Annotated in this window: 20 protein-coding genes and 1 other RNA gene; 15 read left to right on the top strand and 6 right to left on the bottom strand. The window is 75.7% G+C overall.

The window, feature by feature from the left end; genetic code table 11:
- Position 1: 1 nt before the first annotated feature.
- From smpB to BLQ97_RS09600, 4 genes are all read left to right on the top strand, one after another.
- The gene (smpB, locus tag BLQ97_RS09585) at positions 2 to 478 is read left to right on the top strand and encodes an SsrA-binding protein SmpB (RefSeq protein WP_091365453.1); all 477 of its coding nucleotides are present in this window, start codon (positions 2 to 4) and stop codon (positions 476 to 478) included.
- Entirely contained in the window at positions 475 to 1,398 is a 924-nt protein-coding gene (locus tag BLQ97_RS09590) for an NADP-dependent oxidoreductase (RefSeq protein ID WP_091365456.1), read from the top strand. Before smpB ends, BLQ97_RS09590 begins: the two co-directional genes overlap by 4 nt.
- A gap of 74 nt (positions 1,399 to 1,472) precedes the next feature.
- Entirely contained in the window at positions 1,473 to 2,636 is a 1,164-nt protein-coding gene (locus tag BLQ97_RS09595) for a serine hydrolase domain-containing protein (RefSeq protein WP_091365820.1), read from the top strand.
- A gap of 34 nt (positions 2,637 to 2,670) precedes the next feature.
- A complete protein-coding gene (locus BLQ97_RS09600) occupies positions 2,671 to 3,564 on the top strand; it encodes an amidohydrolase family protein (protein ID WP_091365457.1) in 894 nt (297 codons plus the stop codon).
- 55 nt (positions 3,565 to 3,619) lie between these two features.
- Here the strand turns inward: BLQ97_RS09600 and BLQ97_RS09605 are convergent, their stop codons facing one another.
- On the bottom strand, positions 3,620 to 3,940 hold the full coding sequence (locus tag BLQ97_RS09605) for a GYD domain-containing protein (protein ID WP_091365460.1): 321 nt from the start codon (positions 3,938 to 3,940) through the stop codon (positions 3,620 to 3,622).
- Positions 3,941 to 4,106: 166 nt separating this feature from the next.
- Between BLQ97_RS09605 and BLQ97_RS09610 the strand changes: the two genes are divergently transcribed.
- The 6 genes from BLQ97_RS09610 (at position 4,107) to ssrA (ending at position 8,901) form a co-directional block, all read left to right on the top strand.
- Positions 4,107 to 5,120 (top strand): GNAT family N-acetyltransferase, encoded by a 1,014-nt coding sequence (locus BLQ97_RS09610; RefSeq protein ID WP_245692013.1) that lies wholly within the window; start codon positions 4,107 to 4,109, stop codon positions 5,118 to 5,120.
- Positions 5,120 to 5,560: a GNAT family N-acetyltransferase gene (locus BLQ97_RS09615; RefSeq protein ID WP_139173552.1), complete on the top strand. Its 441-nt coding sequence runs from the start codon at positions 5,120 to 5,122 to the stop codon at positions 5,558 to 5,560. The genes BLQ97_RS09610 and BLQ97_RS09615 overlap by 1 nt, the downstream gene beginning before the upstream one ends.
- A gap of 10 nt (positions 5,561 to 5,570) precedes the next feature.
- Positions 5,571 to 6,452 (top strand): SCO6745 family protein, encoded by an 882-nt coding sequence (locus BLQ97_RS09620; protein WP_091365466.1) that lies wholly within the window; start codon positions 5,571 to 5,573, stop codon positions 6,450 to 6,452.
- Entirely contained in the window at positions 6,449 to 6,982 is a 534-nt protein-coding gene (locus tag BLQ97_RS09625; protein ID WP_217637116.1) for a carboxymuconolactone decarboxylase family protein, read from the top strand. Before BLQ97_RS09620 ends, BLQ97_RS09625 begins: the two co-directional genes overlap by 4 nt.
- 268 nt (positions 6,983 to 7,250) lie before the next feature.
- Positions 7,251 to 8,387 carry a magnesium and cobalt transport protein CorA gene (locus BLQ97_RS09630; RefSeq protein ID WP_091365468.1) on the top strand — a complete coding sequence of 379 codons (1,137 nt, stop codon included), beginning with the start codon at positions 7,251 to 7,253 and terminating at the stop codon, positions 8,385 to 8,387.
- A 138-nt stretch (positions 8,388 to 8,525) separates the two neighbouring features.
- Positions 8,526 to 8,901: a transfer-messenger RNA gene (ssrA, locus tag BLQ97_RS09635) on the top strand.
- A 22-nt stretch (positions 8,902 to 8,923) separates the two neighbouring features.
- Here the strand turns inward: ssrA and BLQ97_RS09640 are convergent.
- Both BLQ97_RS09640 and BLQ97_RS09645 read right to left on the bottom strand, forming a co-directional pair.
- A complete protein-coding gene (locus BLQ97_RS09640; RefSeq protein WP_217637117.1) occupies positions 8,924 to 9,466 on the bottom strand; it encodes a methyltransferase family protein in 543 nt (180 codons plus the stop codon).
- A 303-nt stretch (positions 9,467 to 9,769) separates the two neighbouring features.
- Positions 9,770 to 9,991 (bottom strand): hypothetical protein, encoded by a 222-nt coding sequence (locus BLQ97_RS09645; protein WP_091365470.1) that lies wholly within the window; start codon positions 9,989 to 9,991, stop codon positions 9,770 to 9,772.
- Between the two features lie 312 nt (positions 9,992 to 10,303).
- Between BLQ97_RS09645 and BLQ97_RS09650 the strand changes: the two genes are divergently transcribed.
- Positions 10,304 to 11,719: a tannase/feruloyl esterase family alpha/beta hydrolase gene (locus BLQ97_RS09650; protein ID WP_245692014.1), complete on the top strand. Its 1,416-nt coding sequence runs from the start codon at positions 10,304 to 10,306 to the stop codon at positions 11,717 to 11,719.
- Positions 11,720 to 11,783: 64 nt separating this feature from the next.
- On the opposite strand, the gene BLQ97_RS09655 is transcribed toward BLQ97_RS09650, so the two are convergent.
- Positions 11,784 to 12,101, bottom strand: coding sequence for an EthD family reductase (locus tag BLQ97_RS09655; RefSeq protein ID WP_091365472.1), 318 nt, complete (start codon positions 12,099 to 12,101; stop codon positions 11,784 to 11,786).
- A gap of 180 nt (positions 12,102 to 12,281) precedes the next feature.
- Between BLQ97_RS09655 and BLQ97_RS09660 the strand changes: the two genes are divergently transcribed.
- Entirely contained in the window at positions 12,282 to 13,349 is a 1,068-nt protein-coding gene (locus BLQ97_RS09660; protein WP_091365474.1) for an alpha/beta fold hydrolase, read from the top strand.
- Between the two features lie 5 nt (positions 13,350 to 13,354).
- Here the strand turns inward: BLQ97_RS09660 and BLQ97_RS09665 are convergent, their stop codons facing one another.
- The gene (locus BLQ97_RS09665; RefSeq protein WP_091365477.1) at positions 13,355 to 13,549 is read right to left on the bottom strand and encodes a hypothetical protein; all 195 of its coding nucleotides are present in this window, start codon (positions 13,547 to 13,549) and stop codon (positions 13,355 to 13,357) included.
- Between the two features lie 113 nt (positions 13,550 to 13,662).
- Between BLQ97_RS09665 and BLQ97_RS09670 the strand changes: the two genes are divergently transcribed.
- Both BLQ97_RS09670 and BLQ97_RS09675 read left to right on the top strand, forming a co-directional pair.
- Entirely contained in the window at positions 13,663 to 14,520 is an 858-nt protein-coding gene (locus BLQ97_RS09670) for an NAD(P)H-binding protein (protein WP_091365479.1), read from the top strand.
- 13 nt (positions 14,521 to 14,533) lie between these two features.
- Positions 14,534 to 15,088: a GNAT family N-acetyltransferase gene (locus BLQ97_RS09675; protein ID WP_091365480.1), complete on the top strand. Its 555-nt coding sequence runs from the start codon at positions 14,534 to 14,536 to the stop codon at positions 15,086 to 15,088.
- A gap of 2 nt (positions 15,089 to 15,090) precedes the next feature.
- Here BLQ97_RS09675 and BLQ97_RS24200 read toward each other — a convergent pair whose 3' ends face one another.
- Complete coding sequence (locus BLQ97_RS24200) at positions 15,091 to 15,213, bottom strand: DUF2868 domain-containing protein (RefSeq protein WP_139173554.1); 123 nt, start codon at positions 15,211 to 15,213, stop codon at positions 15,091 to 15,093.
- A gap of 129 nt (positions 15,214 to 15,342) precedes the next feature.
- Here BLQ97_RS24200 and BLQ97_RS23290 point away from each other — a divergent pair, with 129 nt between their 5' ends.
- Positions 15,343 to 15,519: a hypothetical protein gene (locus BLQ97_RS23290; protein ID WP_175471653.1), complete on the top strand. Its 177-nt coding sequence runs from the start codon at positions 15,343 to 15,345 to the stop codon at positions 15,517 to 15,519.
- The last annotated feature ends 2 nt before the right edge of the window (positions 15,520 to 15,521 follow it).

Raw genomic sequence — 15,521 nt, forward strand, 5'->3', positions numbered from 1 at the left:
CATGCCGCGGGAACAGGGGCGCAAGCTGATCGCCCAGAACAAGAAGGCGCGGCACGACTACTCGATCCTCGACACCTACGAGGTCGGCCTGGTGCTCACCGGCACCGAGGTGAAGAGCCTGCGGGCCGGCCGGGCGTCGCTGGTCGACGGCTTCGCCACCGTCGACGGCGGCGAGGTGTGGCTGCAGCACGTGCACATCCCCGAGTACACGCAGGGGACCTGGACCAACCACGCCCCGCGGCGCAAGCGGAAGGTGCTCATGCACCGCGAGGAGATCGACAAGCTCATCGGCAAGACCCGCGAGGGCGGCCTGACGCTCGTGCCGCTGGACCTGTACTTCAAGGACGGCAAGGTGAAGGCGACCCTCGCGCTCGCCAGAGGCAAGAAGTCCTACGACAAGCGGCAGGACCTGGCCGAGCGCGACTCCCGCCGGGAGATCCAGCGCGCCTTCGGCCGCTACGTGAAGGGACGTCGGTGAGGGGCATCGCCTACGACCGCTTCGGCGGCGCCGACGTCCTGGACCTCCGCGACGACCTGCCCGACCCGCCCGTCGGTCCCGACACCGTCCTGGTGCGGGTGCACGCCAGCGCGGTCAACCCGGTCGACCTGCTCATCCGGGAGGGCGGGCTGGCCGGCGCGTTCCCGCACCACTTCCCGATCGTGCCCGGCTGGGACGTCGCCGGGGTGGTCGAGGTGGCCGGTCCCGCGGTGACCGGCTTCGCCACCGGCGACGAGGTGTACGGCTACGTCCGCCGCGACGACGTCCAGTGGGGGACGGCGGCCGAGCTGGTGCCCGCCCCGCAGCGCTGCCTGGCGCGCAAGCCCTCGTCGCTGTCGTTCGCCGAGGCCGCCGGGGTGCCGCTGGCCGGGATGACCGCCTACCAGGCACTGACCGAGGCGCTCGAGCTGGGCGAGGGCGAGCGCGTGCTGGTGCACCGGGCGGCCGGCGGCGTCGGGTTCCTGGCCGTGCAGATCGCCGTCGCCCTGGGCGCGCACGTGGTCGGCACCGCCAGCCCGCGCAACCACGGCTTCCTCACCGACGCCGGCGTCGCCGAGGTGCTCGACTACTCGGCCGGGCCGGTCAGCGGGCAGCTGTCCGAGCCGGTCGACGCCGTCCTCGACCTGGTCGGCGGGGAGACCCTGGCCGACGCGCCGGCGCAGGTGCGCGACCCCGTGCGCATCGCCAGCGTCGTCGACCCCTCGGTGCGCCAGATGGGCGGGCGCTACGTCTTCGTCCGGCCGGAGCACGAGCACCTCGAGGAGCTCGCCCGGATGGCCGACGCCGGGCAGCTGCGGGTGCCGGTGGCGCGGGCGTTCCCGCTGGAGCGCCTGGCCGAGGCGCACGAGCTGGTCTCCGGCGGGCACGTGCGCGGCAAGGTCGTGGTCACCCTCCGCTGACCACACCCGGCGTGGCGACCGGCCGCCGGGGCACCGGCCTCCCGGGGAGCCCGCCGGGCGAGCAGCCTGCCCGCATGCCCGGGCCTCGGCGTGCGCTGTCCCTGCTGGTCCCGCTGGTCACGGCGGTGGCGCTGGCCGGTGTCCCGGCGACGGCGGTCGCCGACACCGCGCGGACGCCGGACACCGCGGAGCTGCAGGCCGCGCTGAGCGACCTCGTGCGGCAGCCCGGCGGCCCGCCCGGCGCGATCGTGACGCTGGGCCGCGACGGGGACCTCGACGTCCTCACCGCGGGCGTCGCCGACCTCGCCACCGGCCGCCCGCCCGCGGCCGGGGACGCCGTGCGGGTCGCCAGCGTGGCCAAGGCGTTCACCGCCGCCACGGTGCTGACCCTGGTGTCCCGCGGTGTGCTCTCCCTGGACGACCCCGTCGGCACCTGGCGCCCGGACCTGCCGCCGGCCTGGCAGCCGGTCACCCTGCGCCAGCTGCTCGGGCACACCAGCGGCATCCCGGACTTCAGCCGGAGCGAGGCCTTCGTGGACGCGCTGCTGGCGTCGCTGCAGGACCCGCCACCGCCGCGGGAGCTGCTGTCCCACGCCGAGGACGAGCCCCTGCTGTTCGCGCCGGGCTCGGAGTACCGGTACTCGAACTCCGACAACGTCGTGGCCGGCCTCGTCGTCGAGGCGGCCACCGGCCGTCCCTACGCCGAGGTGCTCGCCGCGCTGGTGCTGCGACCCGCCGGGCTCCGGGCCACGGGCCTCCCGGCCGGGTCGGACCTCCCGAGCCCGTACCTGCACGGCTACGACGTCTCCGAGCAGCCGCCCGAGGACGTGAGCACGGCGATCGCCGCGGGCTGGTCGTGGGCCTCGGGCGGGATCGTGTCCACCCCGGCCGACCTCGCCCGGTTCATCGGCGCCCACGTCCGCGGCGACCTCACCGACCCGGAGACCCGGGCCGAGCAGCTCACCGTCCGGCCGGGCTCGTCGGAGCCGCCCGGCCCGGGGGAGAACTCCGCCGGCCTCGGGGTGTTCCGGTACGACACCCGCTGCGGCACCGTGTTCGGCCACACCGGCAACACCGCCGGCTACACCCAGTTCGCCGCCGCCACCGCCGACGGCGCCCGCACGGTCACCGTCTCGGTCACCGGGCAGCTCACCCCCGCCGGTGCGCCGGAGCTGTTCCCGCACCTGCGGGCCGTGTTCGAGCTGGCCACCTGCGCCGCCGTCGCCGGACACCGGTGAGCCCGGTCCCCGGGCCGCCGCTACGTTCGCTCGGGTGAGCTGCGATCCACCGGTCGACGACGCCGACGTCCCGCGGTTCTGGCGGGAGCTCGGGCTGCCCGGGCTGGTCGACGTGCACGTGCACTTCCTGCCCGAGCGGGTGCAGGCCAAGGTCTGGTCCTACTTCGAGGCCGCCGAGACGCACTACGGCGCCGCGTGGCCGGTGCACTACGCGCTGCCCGAGGACGAGCGGCTCGCCGTCCTCACCCAGCTCGGCGTCCGGGCCTTCCCGACACTGCCCTACCCCCACAAGCCGGGGATGGCCGCCTGGCTCAACGACTGGTCGCACGAGTTCGCCGCCGCGCACCCGCAGGTGCTGTCGTCGGCGACGTTCTTCCCCGAGCCCGAGGCGCCGCGCTACGTGGCCGAGGCGCTCGACCGCGGCGTGCGGGTGTTCAAGGTGCACGTGCAGGTCGGCGCCTTCGACCCGCGCGACCCGCTGCTCGACCCGGTCTGGGCCCGGCTGGCGGAGAGCGGCACTCCGGTGGTCATCCACTGCGGGTCGGGTCCGCTGCGCGGCGAGCACACCGGGCCGGCGCCGATGACCGGCCTGCTCGAGCGCCACCCGCGGCTGCAGTTGGTCGTCGCCCACCTGGGCATGCCGGAGTACCGGGAGTTCCTCGACCTGGCCGAGCGGTACGAGCGGGTGCACCTGGACACCACCATGTTCGCCACCGACTTCACCGAGCGGCTGATGCCCTTCGACCCCGCCGACCGGCCACGGCTGGCCGCGCTGCGCGACAAGGTGCTGCTGGGCAGCGACTTCCCGTCCATCCCCTACCCCTACGCCGAGCAGCTCGCCGCGCTGTCCCGCCTCGGCCTCGGCGACGACTGGCTGCGCGCGGTGCTCTGGCACAACGGCGCCCGGCTGTTCGGGGTGGCCGGGTGAGGCTCGGCCGCCGCCGGTCCCCTCGGCCGGGGGACCGGCGCGCCCGTCCAGCGGGTCAGGCGGTCGGAGGCCGGTAGTCCGGCCGGATCTGCCCGGCCGCGTCGACCTCCTCGGGCGTCATGAGCACGACGGTGCGCAGCCGCGCCACCCCGCTGCCGTTGATGGTCAGCGCCACGGCGGCCGCGGTCCGGGCGTCCGGCAGCTCGACGATCGAGTAGACGTCGTCGGTGCCGAAGGCGAAGTCGAAGGTCTCCACCCGGCCGCCCACACCGGCGCACATCTTCTCGATGGCCGCGCGCCGCGCGGTGCCGCCCGCCGCGAGGACCGCCTGTGCGCCCTCCGGTGCGTAGTCGGCGATGAAGAGGAAGCGGGGCATCTCGACCTCCCGGGCTCGACCCCCGTGCCCGGTCGATGCTGCCGACGGGTCCCGGCGCGGCACAGGTCCTCCGGCACCGGCGCCACAGGACCGGCGTGGCGGCGACGCAGCGTCGGGACGGGAAACCGGTCGCGACGCCGCCCACCCCGACCTACCCTCGCGTCCCGTGCCCGACGTGCTGCCCGCCGACGTGACCGGCCTCCCCGCCGGCCTCACCGCCCGCCCGCTCACCCTCGACGACGCGGACGCCGCGGCGCAGCTGCTGGCCGCCGCCGAGGCCGTCGACGACACCGGCGAGCACGAGGACGCCGACGACCTCACCGAGTGGTGGGGCCGCGAGCTGGTCGACCTCCCGCGCGACGGCCGGGCGGTGGTGACCGCCGAGGGGCGGCTGGTGGGCTGGGCGACGTCGATCGCCCCGCGCGGCGGCCGGGACGCCCTCCGCATCTGGAGCGAGGGCCGGGTGGACCCCGCGTGGCGGGGCCGCGGCGTCGGGCGGGCGCTGCTGGCCTGGCAGGTGCGGCGCGGCACCGAGCAGCACGCCGAGCACGCACCGCCCGGACTCCCGGGCCGGCTGGTCGCGGCGGCCTACCCGGCGATGACCTCGGCCGCCCGGCTGTTCGAGCGCTCGGGCTTCACCGCGGAGCGCTGGTACCACGCCATGGAGCGCGACCTGGCCGACCTGCCGGAGGGGCGCCCCGCCGCCGGCGTGCAGCTGGTGCCCTTCACCTGGGACCGCGACGACGAGGTCCGCCGCGCGCACAACGCCGCCTTCACCGCCCACCACGGCTCCACCGAGCGCGACGAGCAGGCCTGGCGCAGCTGGTTCACCGGGCAGCGGGCGTTCCGCCCCGACCTGTCGGTGCTGGCACTCCGCGACGGCGCGGTGGCCGGGTACGTGCTGGGCTACGTGTACGAGGCCGACACCCGGGCCACGGGGGTGCCGACCGTGCACCTGGGCCAGATCGGCGTCCTGCCCGCCGCCCGGGGCACCGGCGTGGCGACCGCCGCCATCGCCGCGTCGCTCGGGGCCGCCGCGCGGGCGGGCTGCGGCCGGGCCGCCCTCGACGTCGACAGCGAGAACAGCACCGGCGCGCTGGCCCTCTACGAGCGGGTCGGGTTCCGCACCGTGCGGACCCGCACCGCCTGGTCCCACGCCGTCCCGCCGGCCGCCGGGTGATGCGCCCGGCCACGGAGGCCGACCTGCCGCTGGTCGAGGAGGCCGAGCGGGCCTACGTCCGGGACGTCGAGCCCGGGCAGCTCGCGGCCTGGACCGCCGCGCTCGACCGCAACCGGGCGCTGTGGCGGGAGGACGTGGGCCGCACCACCGTGCTGGAGGTCGAGGGGGAGACCGCCGGGTTCGTCGCGTGGACGCCTGCCGACGGGGCGGCGCTGGTGGTGACCGTGCAGGTGCTGCCGCCGTTCCGCCGGCGCGGTTACGGGCGGCGGCTGCTGGAGGCCTGCGCCGCCCAGGCCGCGGCCGCCGGGCACGGCGAGGTCCGGCTCGGCGTGCACCGGGACAACCCCGCCCGCGCGCTCTACGCGTCCGCCGGCTTCGCACCGGCCGGCGAGGACGGCGAGTGCCTCCTCCTCCGTCGGGCGGCCCGGGCCGCTCGCTAGGGTCGCCGGCATGGTCAGCGTCGATCAGCCCGCGTCCGTCGACCCCGCGGTGGCCGGGCGGGCCCACCGCGCGGTCGAGCCGCTGCACAACCACGTGTACTTCGTGCCGGAGACCGAGGAGCACCTCACCGCGGCCGGCCTGCGCCCGGGGCGGATGGTCTACTTCGCCGGCCGCGCCGCCCCCATGGGCGCGGTCGGCCCGGGCGTGGTGACGGCGACGTTCTCGAACTTCTCCCCGGCGGTGGTCGCCCGCCACGTCCCGCGCGCGTGGACGCTGGCCTCCCCGGAGCAGGTGGTCACCGCCCGCGCCGCCGCCGCCCGCGCCTCGCTCACCCGGCTGCTCGGCGGGGAGGAGGCTGCGGCCGCGCCGGAGGTGGCCGAGCTCGGCGACCTGCTCGCCGACGCCTGCTCGGTGCTGACCGCCGAGGGCCGCCCGCTCTACGCCGGGCATGCCGACCTGCCCTGGCCCGAGGACGCGGTCACCCGGCTCTGGCACGCCGCCACGCTGCTGCGGGAGTGGCGCGGCGACGGGCACGTCGCCGTCCTCGTGCGGCACGGCCTGTCGGGGATGGAGGCGCTGCAGACCCACGTCGCCACGGGCCGGGCGTTCCTCGAGCCGGTCGCCCAGACGCTGCGCGGCTGGACCGACGAGGAGTGGGCCGCCGGGTGGGCCCGGCTGGCCGAGCGCGGGCTGGTCGACGGCCGCTCGCTGACCGAGGCCGGGCAGCGGCTGCGCGGCGAGCTGGAGGCCGAGACCGACGCGCTGTCGCTCACGCCCTGGCGGCACCTCGGACCGGACCGCACCGCCCGCGTCGTCGCGCTCGGCAAGCAGCTGTCGGGCACGATCGTGGCCGCCGGTGCCTACCCCGCCGGGGTCTTCGCCGGCCGGTGAGCGCCCGGCTGCCCGACGGGCCCGCCGAGGGACCTGCCGCCGACCTGCTGCGGGCGCGCCGCGGCGGGGTGCTGACCACCCTCGACCGGCTGCTGCTGCACAGCCCACCGGTCGCCGAGGGCTGGAACGCGCTGCTGGGCGCGCTGCGCGGGGCCACCACGCTGCCGGCCGACCTGCGCGAGCTCGTCGTGCTGCGCGTGGCGGTGCTCAACGCGGCGGAGTTCGAGTGGACGTCGCACGAGCCGATCGCCCGCCGGGCCGGGCTCACCGACCTGCACCTGCGGGTGCTGCGCGCCGCCGACGCCACCGCCGAGCCGGTGTGGTCGCCGGTGCAGGCCGCCGTCCTCGCCTTCACCGACGCCTCCACGCGGGACGTCGCCGTGCCCGAGGCGGTCCTCGCCCGCGTGCGGGAGCACCTCGACGACCGCCAGGTGGTCGAGCTCGCGGTGCTGGTGGGCGGCTACGGCATGGTGTCGCGCTTCCTGGTGGCGCTGGGGGTGCCGCCCTCCGACGGGGAGGTCCCCGGCTGACACGCCGGGGTGGACGGCGGGTGGACGGCGGGTGACGTCGTCCCCTCCCGGTGGGCCCGGGCCGGCACCGCGTGTCACGATGGACGACGGCCCGCGCGACGCCGGCCGCCACCGACGGGAGGGAGGGAGAGCGCCGTGCGCAGCGAACCCCCCAGTCCCAGTCCCGAGGTCCTCGCCCGCTAGCCCCCCGGTCGCCGCGCGCCCGGTGCGGAGTCGCGGCGAGGACCGCAGCTGTGTCCTCGCCGTCCAGCGTCCCCGGGAGCCCGTCATGGCCGACCGCCGCCTCGCCCCCCTCTCCGCCCTCGCCCTCGGGCGCCGTCCCCGGCCGGCCCCGCCCCGCCGGGTCGTCGTCCCCGCGCCGCCGCCCGAGCCGGAGCGCCAGTCGCGGCTGGTGGACAACGCCGTCTACGCCGGCGGCCGCCGCGTGGCCACCCCCGGGTCGGCCGCCGAGAGCCACGACTGGCTGACCGAGGGCTTCGACGACCGGATGGTGTGGCTGGGCCTCTACCGGCCCGAGCCGGCCGAGCTGGGTGAGCTCGCCGAGCAGTACGGCCTGCCCGACCTCGCCGTCGAGGACGCCATCCAGGCCCACCAGCGGCCGAAGTTCGAGCGCTACGGCGACACGCTGTTCGTCGTCCTCAAGGCCGCGCGCTACCTCGACGCCGTCGAGCAGGTCGAGTTCGGCGAGCTGCACCTGTTCCTGGGCCGGCAGTTCGCGATCACCGTGCGGCACAGCGAGTCGCCCGACCTGGCCCGCGTGCGGCGCCGGCTGGAGAGCGAGCCGGCGCTGTTGGCCAAGGGCAGCGAGGCGGTCCTCTACGCGATCCTCGACGCCGTCGTCGACGGGTACACGCCGGTGGTGCTGGGGCTGGCCAACGACATCGAGCAGATCGAGACCGAGGTCTTCCGCGGCGACCCGGGCGTCTCGCGGCGCATCTACGAGCTGTCGCAGGAGGTGCTGGAGTTCCAGCGGGCCGCGCGGCCGCTGACCGGCATCCTCGCCGCGATCACCGCCGGGTTCGACAAGTACGGCGTCGACGAGGACCTGCGCAGCTACCTGCGCGACGTCGCCGACCACGTCGTGCAGGTCAACGAGCGGGTGGAGGGCTTCCGCCAGCAGCTGCGCGACATCCTCACCGTCAACGCGACGCTGGTGGCGCAGCGGCAGAACGAGGAGATCCGCGAGCTCACCGAGGCCTCGATCGCGCAGGGCGAGGAGGTCAAGAAGATCTCCGCCTGGGCGGCCATCCTGTTCGCGCCGACGCTGGTGGGCACGGTCTACGGGATGAACTTCGCGGACATGCCCGAGCTGTCGTGGCACCTCGGCTACCCGTTCGCGCTGGTGCTGATGCTGGGCGTGAGCCTGACGCTGTACGCCGTCTTCAAGCGCCGCGACTGGATCTAGGGCGGCCGCCCGCGATCATCGGCGAGTGGCTGCCCCCACCGGCGTGTCGAGCCGCCACCTGCCGGTGATCACGGGTGCCGGGAGCGGCGGGGAACACCGCGGTGGCCTGCCCGGTTAGGATGGGTGCACAACTGCACAGGGGGTGAATGGTCTCGACTGCGGTCGGGTGACCAGGGGAAGCGAGCCGAGGAAGCCGACGATGAGCTCGTTAACCACGCGTCGGAAAACACACAAGCGCCGACAAGAGTCAGCGCGCGTACGCCCTCGCTGCCTGATCAGCGAGTGTGACGCTGTCAGCCCGGGTTCGGTCATCGGCCCGGTGTCTGGCATCAGCTAGATGACTCACCGTGCGTGCCGGTCGCGGGCGCGCACGGGACACCTCACAGCGACTGGGCCTGTCATCTCGACGTGTTCGTGCGATCGGGAGGGCCGAGCAGAGGCACAGCGGACTGCGCTCGGAGAAGCCCTGGTGATGCGTCGCAGGACGCGGGTTCGATTCCCGCCACCTCCACCCCTGTCCCACACGGAGGGCCCGGTCAGCCGACCGGGCCCTCCGTGCGTCCGGGCCCGGTGGCGGCCGGGCGCCACGGGCGCAGCCGCGGGACCCATCCCCGCACGTGGCGCCGGTAGTCCCGGTACTCGTCGCCGTACTCCGCCTCCAGCGTGGGCTCCTCGTAGCCCAGCACGAACAGCACCACGGCGACCAGGACGACGCCGGCGTACACGAGCGTCCCCCAGCTCCCGCACAGCAGCGCCTGCCCGAGGACGATCGCCAGCACCGCGAGGTACATCGGGTTGCGCACGTGGCGGTAGGGCCCGACGACGACGAGGTGGGCGGTCGGCGCCGGCGGCGCGGGCGTCCCGTCGGCCCGGGCGAACCGGACGAACGCGTCGAGCAGCACGACCGCCCCGGCGGCGATCCCGGCGCCCGCCACCACGGCGACCGGCGACGCCCAGCCGCCGCTCCAGGGGATCCGCCACCCCGAGATCAGCCCCGGGACGAGTCCGGCGACGACGCCGGGCGCGAGCAGGAGGAACACCGTCGTGCCGACCCAGGAGCGCACGCGCACGCGGTCCACCGGTCGAACCCTGCCAGGGTGTGCAGCGCGGTGGTCACCCAGCGCGCGGCCGGCAGGCGTCGGTCGCGGCCCGCCTCGGCGGCGTCGGCGCGCGAGGGCCCCGCGTCGCGCGGCGCGCCGTCGAACGACGCGAGCGCAGCGGCCGGGACCGCCATCCCCAGCGTCGATCGCCAGCGGGACAGCCTCCGGCCGTCGAGGTCCTGCTTCAGGCGGGCGAGGTCCTGCGTGACCATCTCTCTGCTCCTCTCGTCCGGCCCGCCGGGCGGCGGGCGGGGGGACCGGTCCGCCGGCGGGCCGCCGGCGTCACCAGTTGGCGGGTGGGTCGCTCGCGGGGAACGAGTGCCGCCCCCACTGGTCGATGACGTCGTCGCGGGCGGCGGCGGTGTCCGTGCTGCGGGCACGGACGCGGACGTCCCCGCGGCGCACCCGGACGGTCGGCGCCGCCTCGGGAAGTGGGGTGCGAGGTGGGCCGAGGACGCCTCCGGCTGCGTCCGGCTGCACGGCGCGGATGAGGACGGTGGTCATACCGGGTATCTCCCGAGGTGTCGTCGTCCACGATCCTGCCCTCCCACCGCGCGGGGATCGAGGGGCCCGGTCGGAGATCTCGGGGGACACCTGCTTGCCGATGAACGGCAGGATCGAGGTCGGGCGCAGGAGGTCCGGGCGGGTCGAGGTGGCCGGTCCCCGGCAGCGGCCTCGTCCGTGGGAGTCGGCGTGTGTGCACGGCACACACCCGGCCCACCGGTGACTGTGCGGCGGACACCTGTCGCCCTCCGTCGAGCAGTCGCAGTCTGTGACCCGGAACACCGCCGGACGGTCGCGGACAAGGGAGTCCTCGTGTCACAGCGCAGACGCACCACACTGACCACCCTCGGCATCGCCGCGGCGCTCGCGCTGCAGGCGGCCCCGGCCGCGGCCGCACCCGGGGGCCCGGGCGCGGGACCGCGGCCCTGCACGGCGGACGACGCCGTCGAGGTCCCCGGCGCGGAGCACAGCGTCACCGCCTGCCTGCCCGACCTGACCACGGCCGGCCTGCAGACGGCCCCGCCCGGGCAGTACACCGACGTCACGGACTGGACGGGGCTGCACGTGCCCGGCACGCAGAACCCGACCGGCGTGCCGGGGCTGCAGGTCGACGGCTACTTCCCCGACACGTCCACCTCCAACACCCTCCACGGCTGGGACCACGACAGCCAGTTCGTGCTGCGCATCCCCGACGACTGGAACGGCGGCCTCGTGGTGACCGGCGCGCCCGGCACCCGCAAGCAGTACGCCTCGGACTTCCTGGTCTCGGACTCCGTGCTGGCCCAGGGCTTCGCCTACGCCTCGACGGACAAGGGCAACAACGGCGTCGACTTCTACCGGGACGGCGTCGCGCCCGGTGACGCCGTCATGGAGTGGCACGACCGGGTGACCGAGCTCGCCGTCGCGGCGAAGGCCGCCCTGCGCCAGCACCTCGGCCGGGCGCCGGAGCGGACCTACGTGGCCGGCATCAGCAACGGCGGCTACCTGGTGCGGTGGCAGCTGGAGAACCGGGCGCACCTCTACGACGGCGGCGTCGACTGGGAGGGCACCCTGTTCACCCCGGACGGGCCGAACCTGTTCACCTACCTGCCCACCGCGGTGCGCTACACCCTGGGTCAGGCCGGTGCCGAGGACATGTACGCCGCCGGGTTCGCGCGCGGCTCCGAGCCGCTGTGGGAGTACCACAGGCAGGTCTACTGGGGGCTGACGCAGAAGACCTACCGGGCCGAGTTCGACCCGGCGTACGACCCGGCGTGCCCGGGACCGACGGCCGGCGCGACGCTGCCCGCCATCCTGGCGCCCTGCCCGAGCGACGCCGGCTACGACACCTGGTTCGCCGACCCGCGGTCGCAGGACGTCCACGACGCCCTGGCCCGGATCAGCCTCACCGGGAAGATCAAGAAGCCGCTGCTCACGCTGCACGGCACGCTGGACACCCTGCTCCCGATCGGCACCGACAGCGACGTCTACGCCGAGATGGTCGCCGACCAGCACCGCGACCGGCTGCACCGGTACTACCGCATCGAGGGCGGCAACCACGTCGACAGCCTGGTGGCGCTCGACCCGCTGCACCTGCGGCCGATGCTGCCCTGCTTCCGCACCGCCTTCGACGCGCTGACGGCGTGGGTCGAGGAGGAGGCGCCGCCGCCGGCGAGCACGACGGTCCCGCGCCCGGCCGGGGTGGTCGCGACCGACCCGGCGCTGCTGGACACCTGCTCGCTGGGCTGAGCAGCCGGTCACTCGAGGGGGTCCCGGGGCGGACGACGTCCGCCCCGGGTCCCCCGGCCGACGATCAGCCGACGATCACCACGTCCTCGGTGAACGCGGTGACCAGCGCCGGGTCGGCGAAGTTGTCCACGTCGGCGACGGCCGCGGCGAACTCCGCGGACTGCCCGGCGGCGGCGAAGGCGTCCTGGTCGTCGAAGGACAGGCTGGCCACGCCCAGGAAGGGCGGGTCGCCCTCGGGCGCGCCGACGGCGTGCTGCTGCACGTAGCGGCGGACGCCGGGCACCTTCGCCGCGATCGGGCCGTGCGTCTCCCGCCAGTAGCGCAGCGCCTCGGCGCGGTCGGTGCCGGGCTTCTCGTGGAGCACGAAGGTGACCGTGAACATCGTCGTCCTGCCTCTCCGGCGACCGCCGCGGCAGGACGCGGCGGCCGCGGTCGTCGGTGCTGGGAGGCCGACGCTAGACCCGCCGTCCACCGGGTGTCCGGGCTCGGACGACGGGCTGGTCCCGAGACGGCCACGTCCGGCAGAGTGACCCGCGTCACCCGCCTGAGCAGAGGAGCCGCCGTGATCGAGAACGCCTTCTACACGCCCGAGGTGCAGGGCGCCTACCAGCTGCACTCGCTGGGCGGCTTCGACCTCGAGGAGGGCGGGTGGATCCCCGACCTCCAGCTGGCCTACGCCACCTACGGCGAGCTGAACGCAGCCCGGGACAACGCGGTCCTCATCCCCACCTGGTTCAGCGGCACGCACGCCACCTGGGAGCAGGTCTACATCGGCCCCGGCCGCGCGCTGGACCCCACCCGCTGGTTCATCGTGGTGGTCAACCAGATCGGCAACGGGCTGTCGACCTCACCGCACAACACCGACGGCGACATCGCCATGTCCCGCTTCCCGCAGGTCCGCATCGGCGACGACGTCCGCGCGCAGCAGCAGCTGGCCGCGGAGCTGTTCGGCATCGAGCGGTGGGCGCTGGTGGTCGGCGGCTCGATGGGCGCGCAGCAGACCTACGAGTGGGCCGTCCGCTACCCCGACCAGGTGCTGCGCGCCGCCCCCATCGCCGGCACCGCGCAGAACACCCCGCACGACTTCCTCTTCACCCGCACGCTGATGGACGCGATCACCTCCGACCCCGGGTGGAACGGCGGCGAGTACCGCTCGCACACCGAGGTCGCCGGCGGGCTGCGCCGGCACGCCGACATCTGGGCGGTGCTCGGGCTCTCGACGGAGTTCTGGAAGACGGAGTTCTGGCGTGGGGTGCAGCTGCCCGACGTCACCTGGTCGACGTTCGAGGAGTTCCAGGAGCGGTTCGTGCAGGCCACCTTCGCGGCCATGGACCCCAACGCGCTGCTGTCCATGGGCTGGAAGTGGCAGCGCGGCGACGTCGCCCGCAACACCGGCGGGGACCTCGCCGCGGCGCTGGGCCGGATCACCGCGAAGACCTTCGTCATGCCGATCGACGAGGACATGTTCTTCCCGGTGCGCGACTGCGCCGCCGAGCAGGCGATGATCAAGGACAGCGAGCTGCGCGTGCTGCCCAGCATCGCGGGCCACTTCGGCCTGTTCGGCTTCGAGCAGACCTACCTGGCCGCGGTCGACCGCAACCTCGGGGAGCTGCTCGACACGGCGGTCTGACCCGCTCAGCTCCCGTCACCGGGCGGGGCCGGGACGGCCCCGCCCGGCGCGTTCGGTGCCGCGCCCTGGGCCTGCACGTCGTCGGCCTCGGCGGTGCCCACCAGCTCGCTGACCCCGGCGGTGTCCTCGCCGTCGTGCCGGTCGCGGCCCTTGGTGTCGTCGCTGCGGGGGTGGTCGACGGCGCTCTGTCGCTCGGTCACGGGTCCTCCCGGTGGGGGTCGGGGACGTCGCCGACGCTCCTACCCGCGGAATGGCCGGCCGTCCCCTCCAGTTGGCCCCCGGCGGAGACCCTGCCGCACCCGAGGAGCACCGCATGACCACGTACGCCGTCACCGGAGCCACCGGAGGACTGGGCCGACGCGCCGTCGAGGAGCTGCTCGACCGCGGCGTCCCCGCCGGTGACGTCGTCGCCGTCGTCCGCCGTCCCGACGCCGCCGCCGACCTCGCCGCCCGCGGCGTGCAGGTCCGCGAGGGCGACTACTCGCGGCCGGAGACGCTGCCCGGTGCGCTGGCCGGCGTCACCCGGCTGCTGCTGGTCTCGGGCAGCGAGCCCGGCGCGCGGGTGGCGCAGCACCGCGCGGTCGCCGAGGCCGCCGCCGCGGCCGGGGTGCAGCGGCTCGTCTACACCTCCATCGCGCACGCCGACACCTCGACCAATCCGCTCGCCCCCGAGCACCGGGAGACCGAGGAAGTGCTGCGCGAGGTCGGCGTCCCGACGACGGTCCTGCGCAACAGCTGGTACGTCGAGAACTACACCCGCCAGCTCGACCAGTACCTCGCGAGCGGCGAGATCCTCGGCGCCGCGGGGGAGGGACGGGTGTCGGTCGCGCCGCGGGCCGACTACGCCGTCGCCGCCGCGACCGCCCTGCTCGCCGACCAGGAGGGCAGCGGCGTGCTCGAGCTCGGCGGCCCCGGGGTGACGCTGGCCGAGCTGGCCGCGGCCGTCACCGAGGCCACCGGCACCCCGGTGCGCTACCGCGACCTGCCGGCCGACGAGTACGCCGCCGCGCTGCAGGAGGCCGGGATGGACGCCGGCACCGCCGGGTTCGTCGCCGGGATCGACGCCTCCATCGCCCGCGGCGAGCTCGACACCGGCGAGGAGACCCTCACCGCGCTGCTCGGCCGCCAGGTGACCCCGCTGGTCGAGGCGGTCCGCGCCGCCCGGGACTGAGGGCGCCCGCACCGTGGGCCCGGCCGAGGCCGCCATCGCCTCCGAGCGGCTGCTGCGGCCCGGCGTGCCCGACTCCGCCGCTCCCGGCTCGGCGAAGGTGCTGCTCGTCCGCTCCGCCGCACCGCCGCTGGCCTCCTCGACGCTGCACCTCGTCCCGTGCGGCACCGACGCCGACTGGGCGCGGTACGCCGACGCGCGGGTGGCCGTGGAGGCGGGCCTCGGCCTGGACGAGCCGGCCGCCCGGGCGATGGTGGCCGGGCTCCGCGCACGTGCCGCACGGCTCCCTCTCCAGCTGTGGCTGGCCCCCGGGACGGACGGCGACCCGGTGGCGGCCGTGGCCGCGTTCCGGCTGCTCGCCGACCCGGCGACGGCTCGGCTGCAGGAGGTCGACGTGTTCCCCGGGCACCGGGGGGCCGGGCGCGGGGACGCCCTGCTCGAGGCGGTCCGCCGCCTGCTCGTCGCCGACGGCGTCACCCGGCTGGTGCTCGGCGCCGACGAGGACGACTGGCCGCTGTCCTGGTACCGCCGCCGCGGCTTCGTGCCGGTCGCCCGGGTGCCGCGGGCCTGACCTCACGTCGACGGCGGCGAGTGGTGCTCGTGGCCGATCAGCCAGCGCCCGAACTGCCCGCGACCCTGTGCCTCCCGGAACGGCCGCCACTGCTGCAGGTGGTCGGGGATGCCGGTGACCGTCATCGGCGGCGGGACCCCGCACCTCGTCGGTGTCCCTGCGGGGCGGACCGGTGCGACCGGCGGATCTCATCCCACGGGGTGAGGTCCGCGACCGGGCTCCAGTGCGGCGCCGTCGGTGCCGATCCCGGGAGCATGAACCCCATCGCGTGCCGCGCCGTCGCGCAGGCCGGCCTGGTCGCCGCCACCGCCTCGGCCGACGACGAGGCCCCCTGGCCGCTGCTGCTCGTGGCCGGCTGGCACACCACCGCCGCCGACCTGGTACTGGCCGACGTCCGGCTGGCCGACGACCTGGCCGCCCTGCCGGTCTGAGG

Origin of the sequence: Geodermatophilus telluris (assembly GCF_900102745.1) — a bacterium.
Lineage (GTDB): Bacteria > Actinomycetota > Actinomycetes > Mycobacteriales > Geodermatophilaceae > Geodermatophilus > Geodermatophilus telluris.

Bases quoted from the DNA above. Each gene is read 5' to 3' on its own strand.
- smpB (WP_091365453.1), top strand. From the start codon at position 2: ATGCCGCGGGAACAGGGGCGCAAGCTGATCGCCCAGAACAAGAAGGCG.
- BLQ97_RS09595 (WP_091365820.1), top strand. From the start codon at position 1,473: ATGCCCGGGCCTCGGCGTGCGCTGTCCCTGCTGGTCCCGCTGGTCACG.
- BLQ97_RS09605 (WP_091365460.1), bottom strand. From the start codon at position 3,940: ATGCCCCGCTTCCTCTTCATCGCCGACTACGCACCGGAGGGCGCACAG.
- BLQ97_RS09615 (WP_139173552.1), top strand. From the start codon at position 5,120: ATGCGCCCGGCCACGGAGGCCGACCTGCCGCTGGTCGAGGAGGCCGAG.
- BLQ97_RS09620 (WP_091365466.1), top strand. From the start codon at position 5,571: ATGGTCAGCGTCGATCAGCCCGCGTCCGTCGACCCCGCGGTGGCCGGG.
- BLQ97_RS09630 (WP_091365468.1), top strand. From the start codon at position 7,251: ATGGCCGACCGCCGCCTCGCCCCCCTCTCCGCCCTCGCCCTCGGGCGC.
- BLQ97_RS09645 (WP_091365470.1), bottom strand. From the start codon at position 9,991: ATGACCACCGTCCTCATCCGCGCCGTGCAGCCGGACGCAGCCGGAGGC.
- BLQ97_RS09655 (WP_091365472.1), bottom strand. From the start codon at position 12,101: ATGTTCACGGTCACCTTCGTGCTCCACGAGAAGCCCGGCACCGACCGC.
- BLQ97_RS09670 (WP_091365479.1), top strand. From the start codon at position 13,663: ATGACCACGTACGCCGTCACCGGAGCCACCGGAGGACTGGGCCGACGC.
- BLQ97_RS24200 (WP_139173554.1), bottom strand. From the start codon at position 15,213: ATGACGGTCACCGGCATCCCCGACCACCTGCAGCAGTGGCGGCCGTTC.
- BLQ97_RS23290 (WP_175471653.1), top strand. From the start codon at position 15,343: ATGAACCCCATCGCGTGCCGCGCCGTCGCGCAGGCCGGCCTGGTCGCC.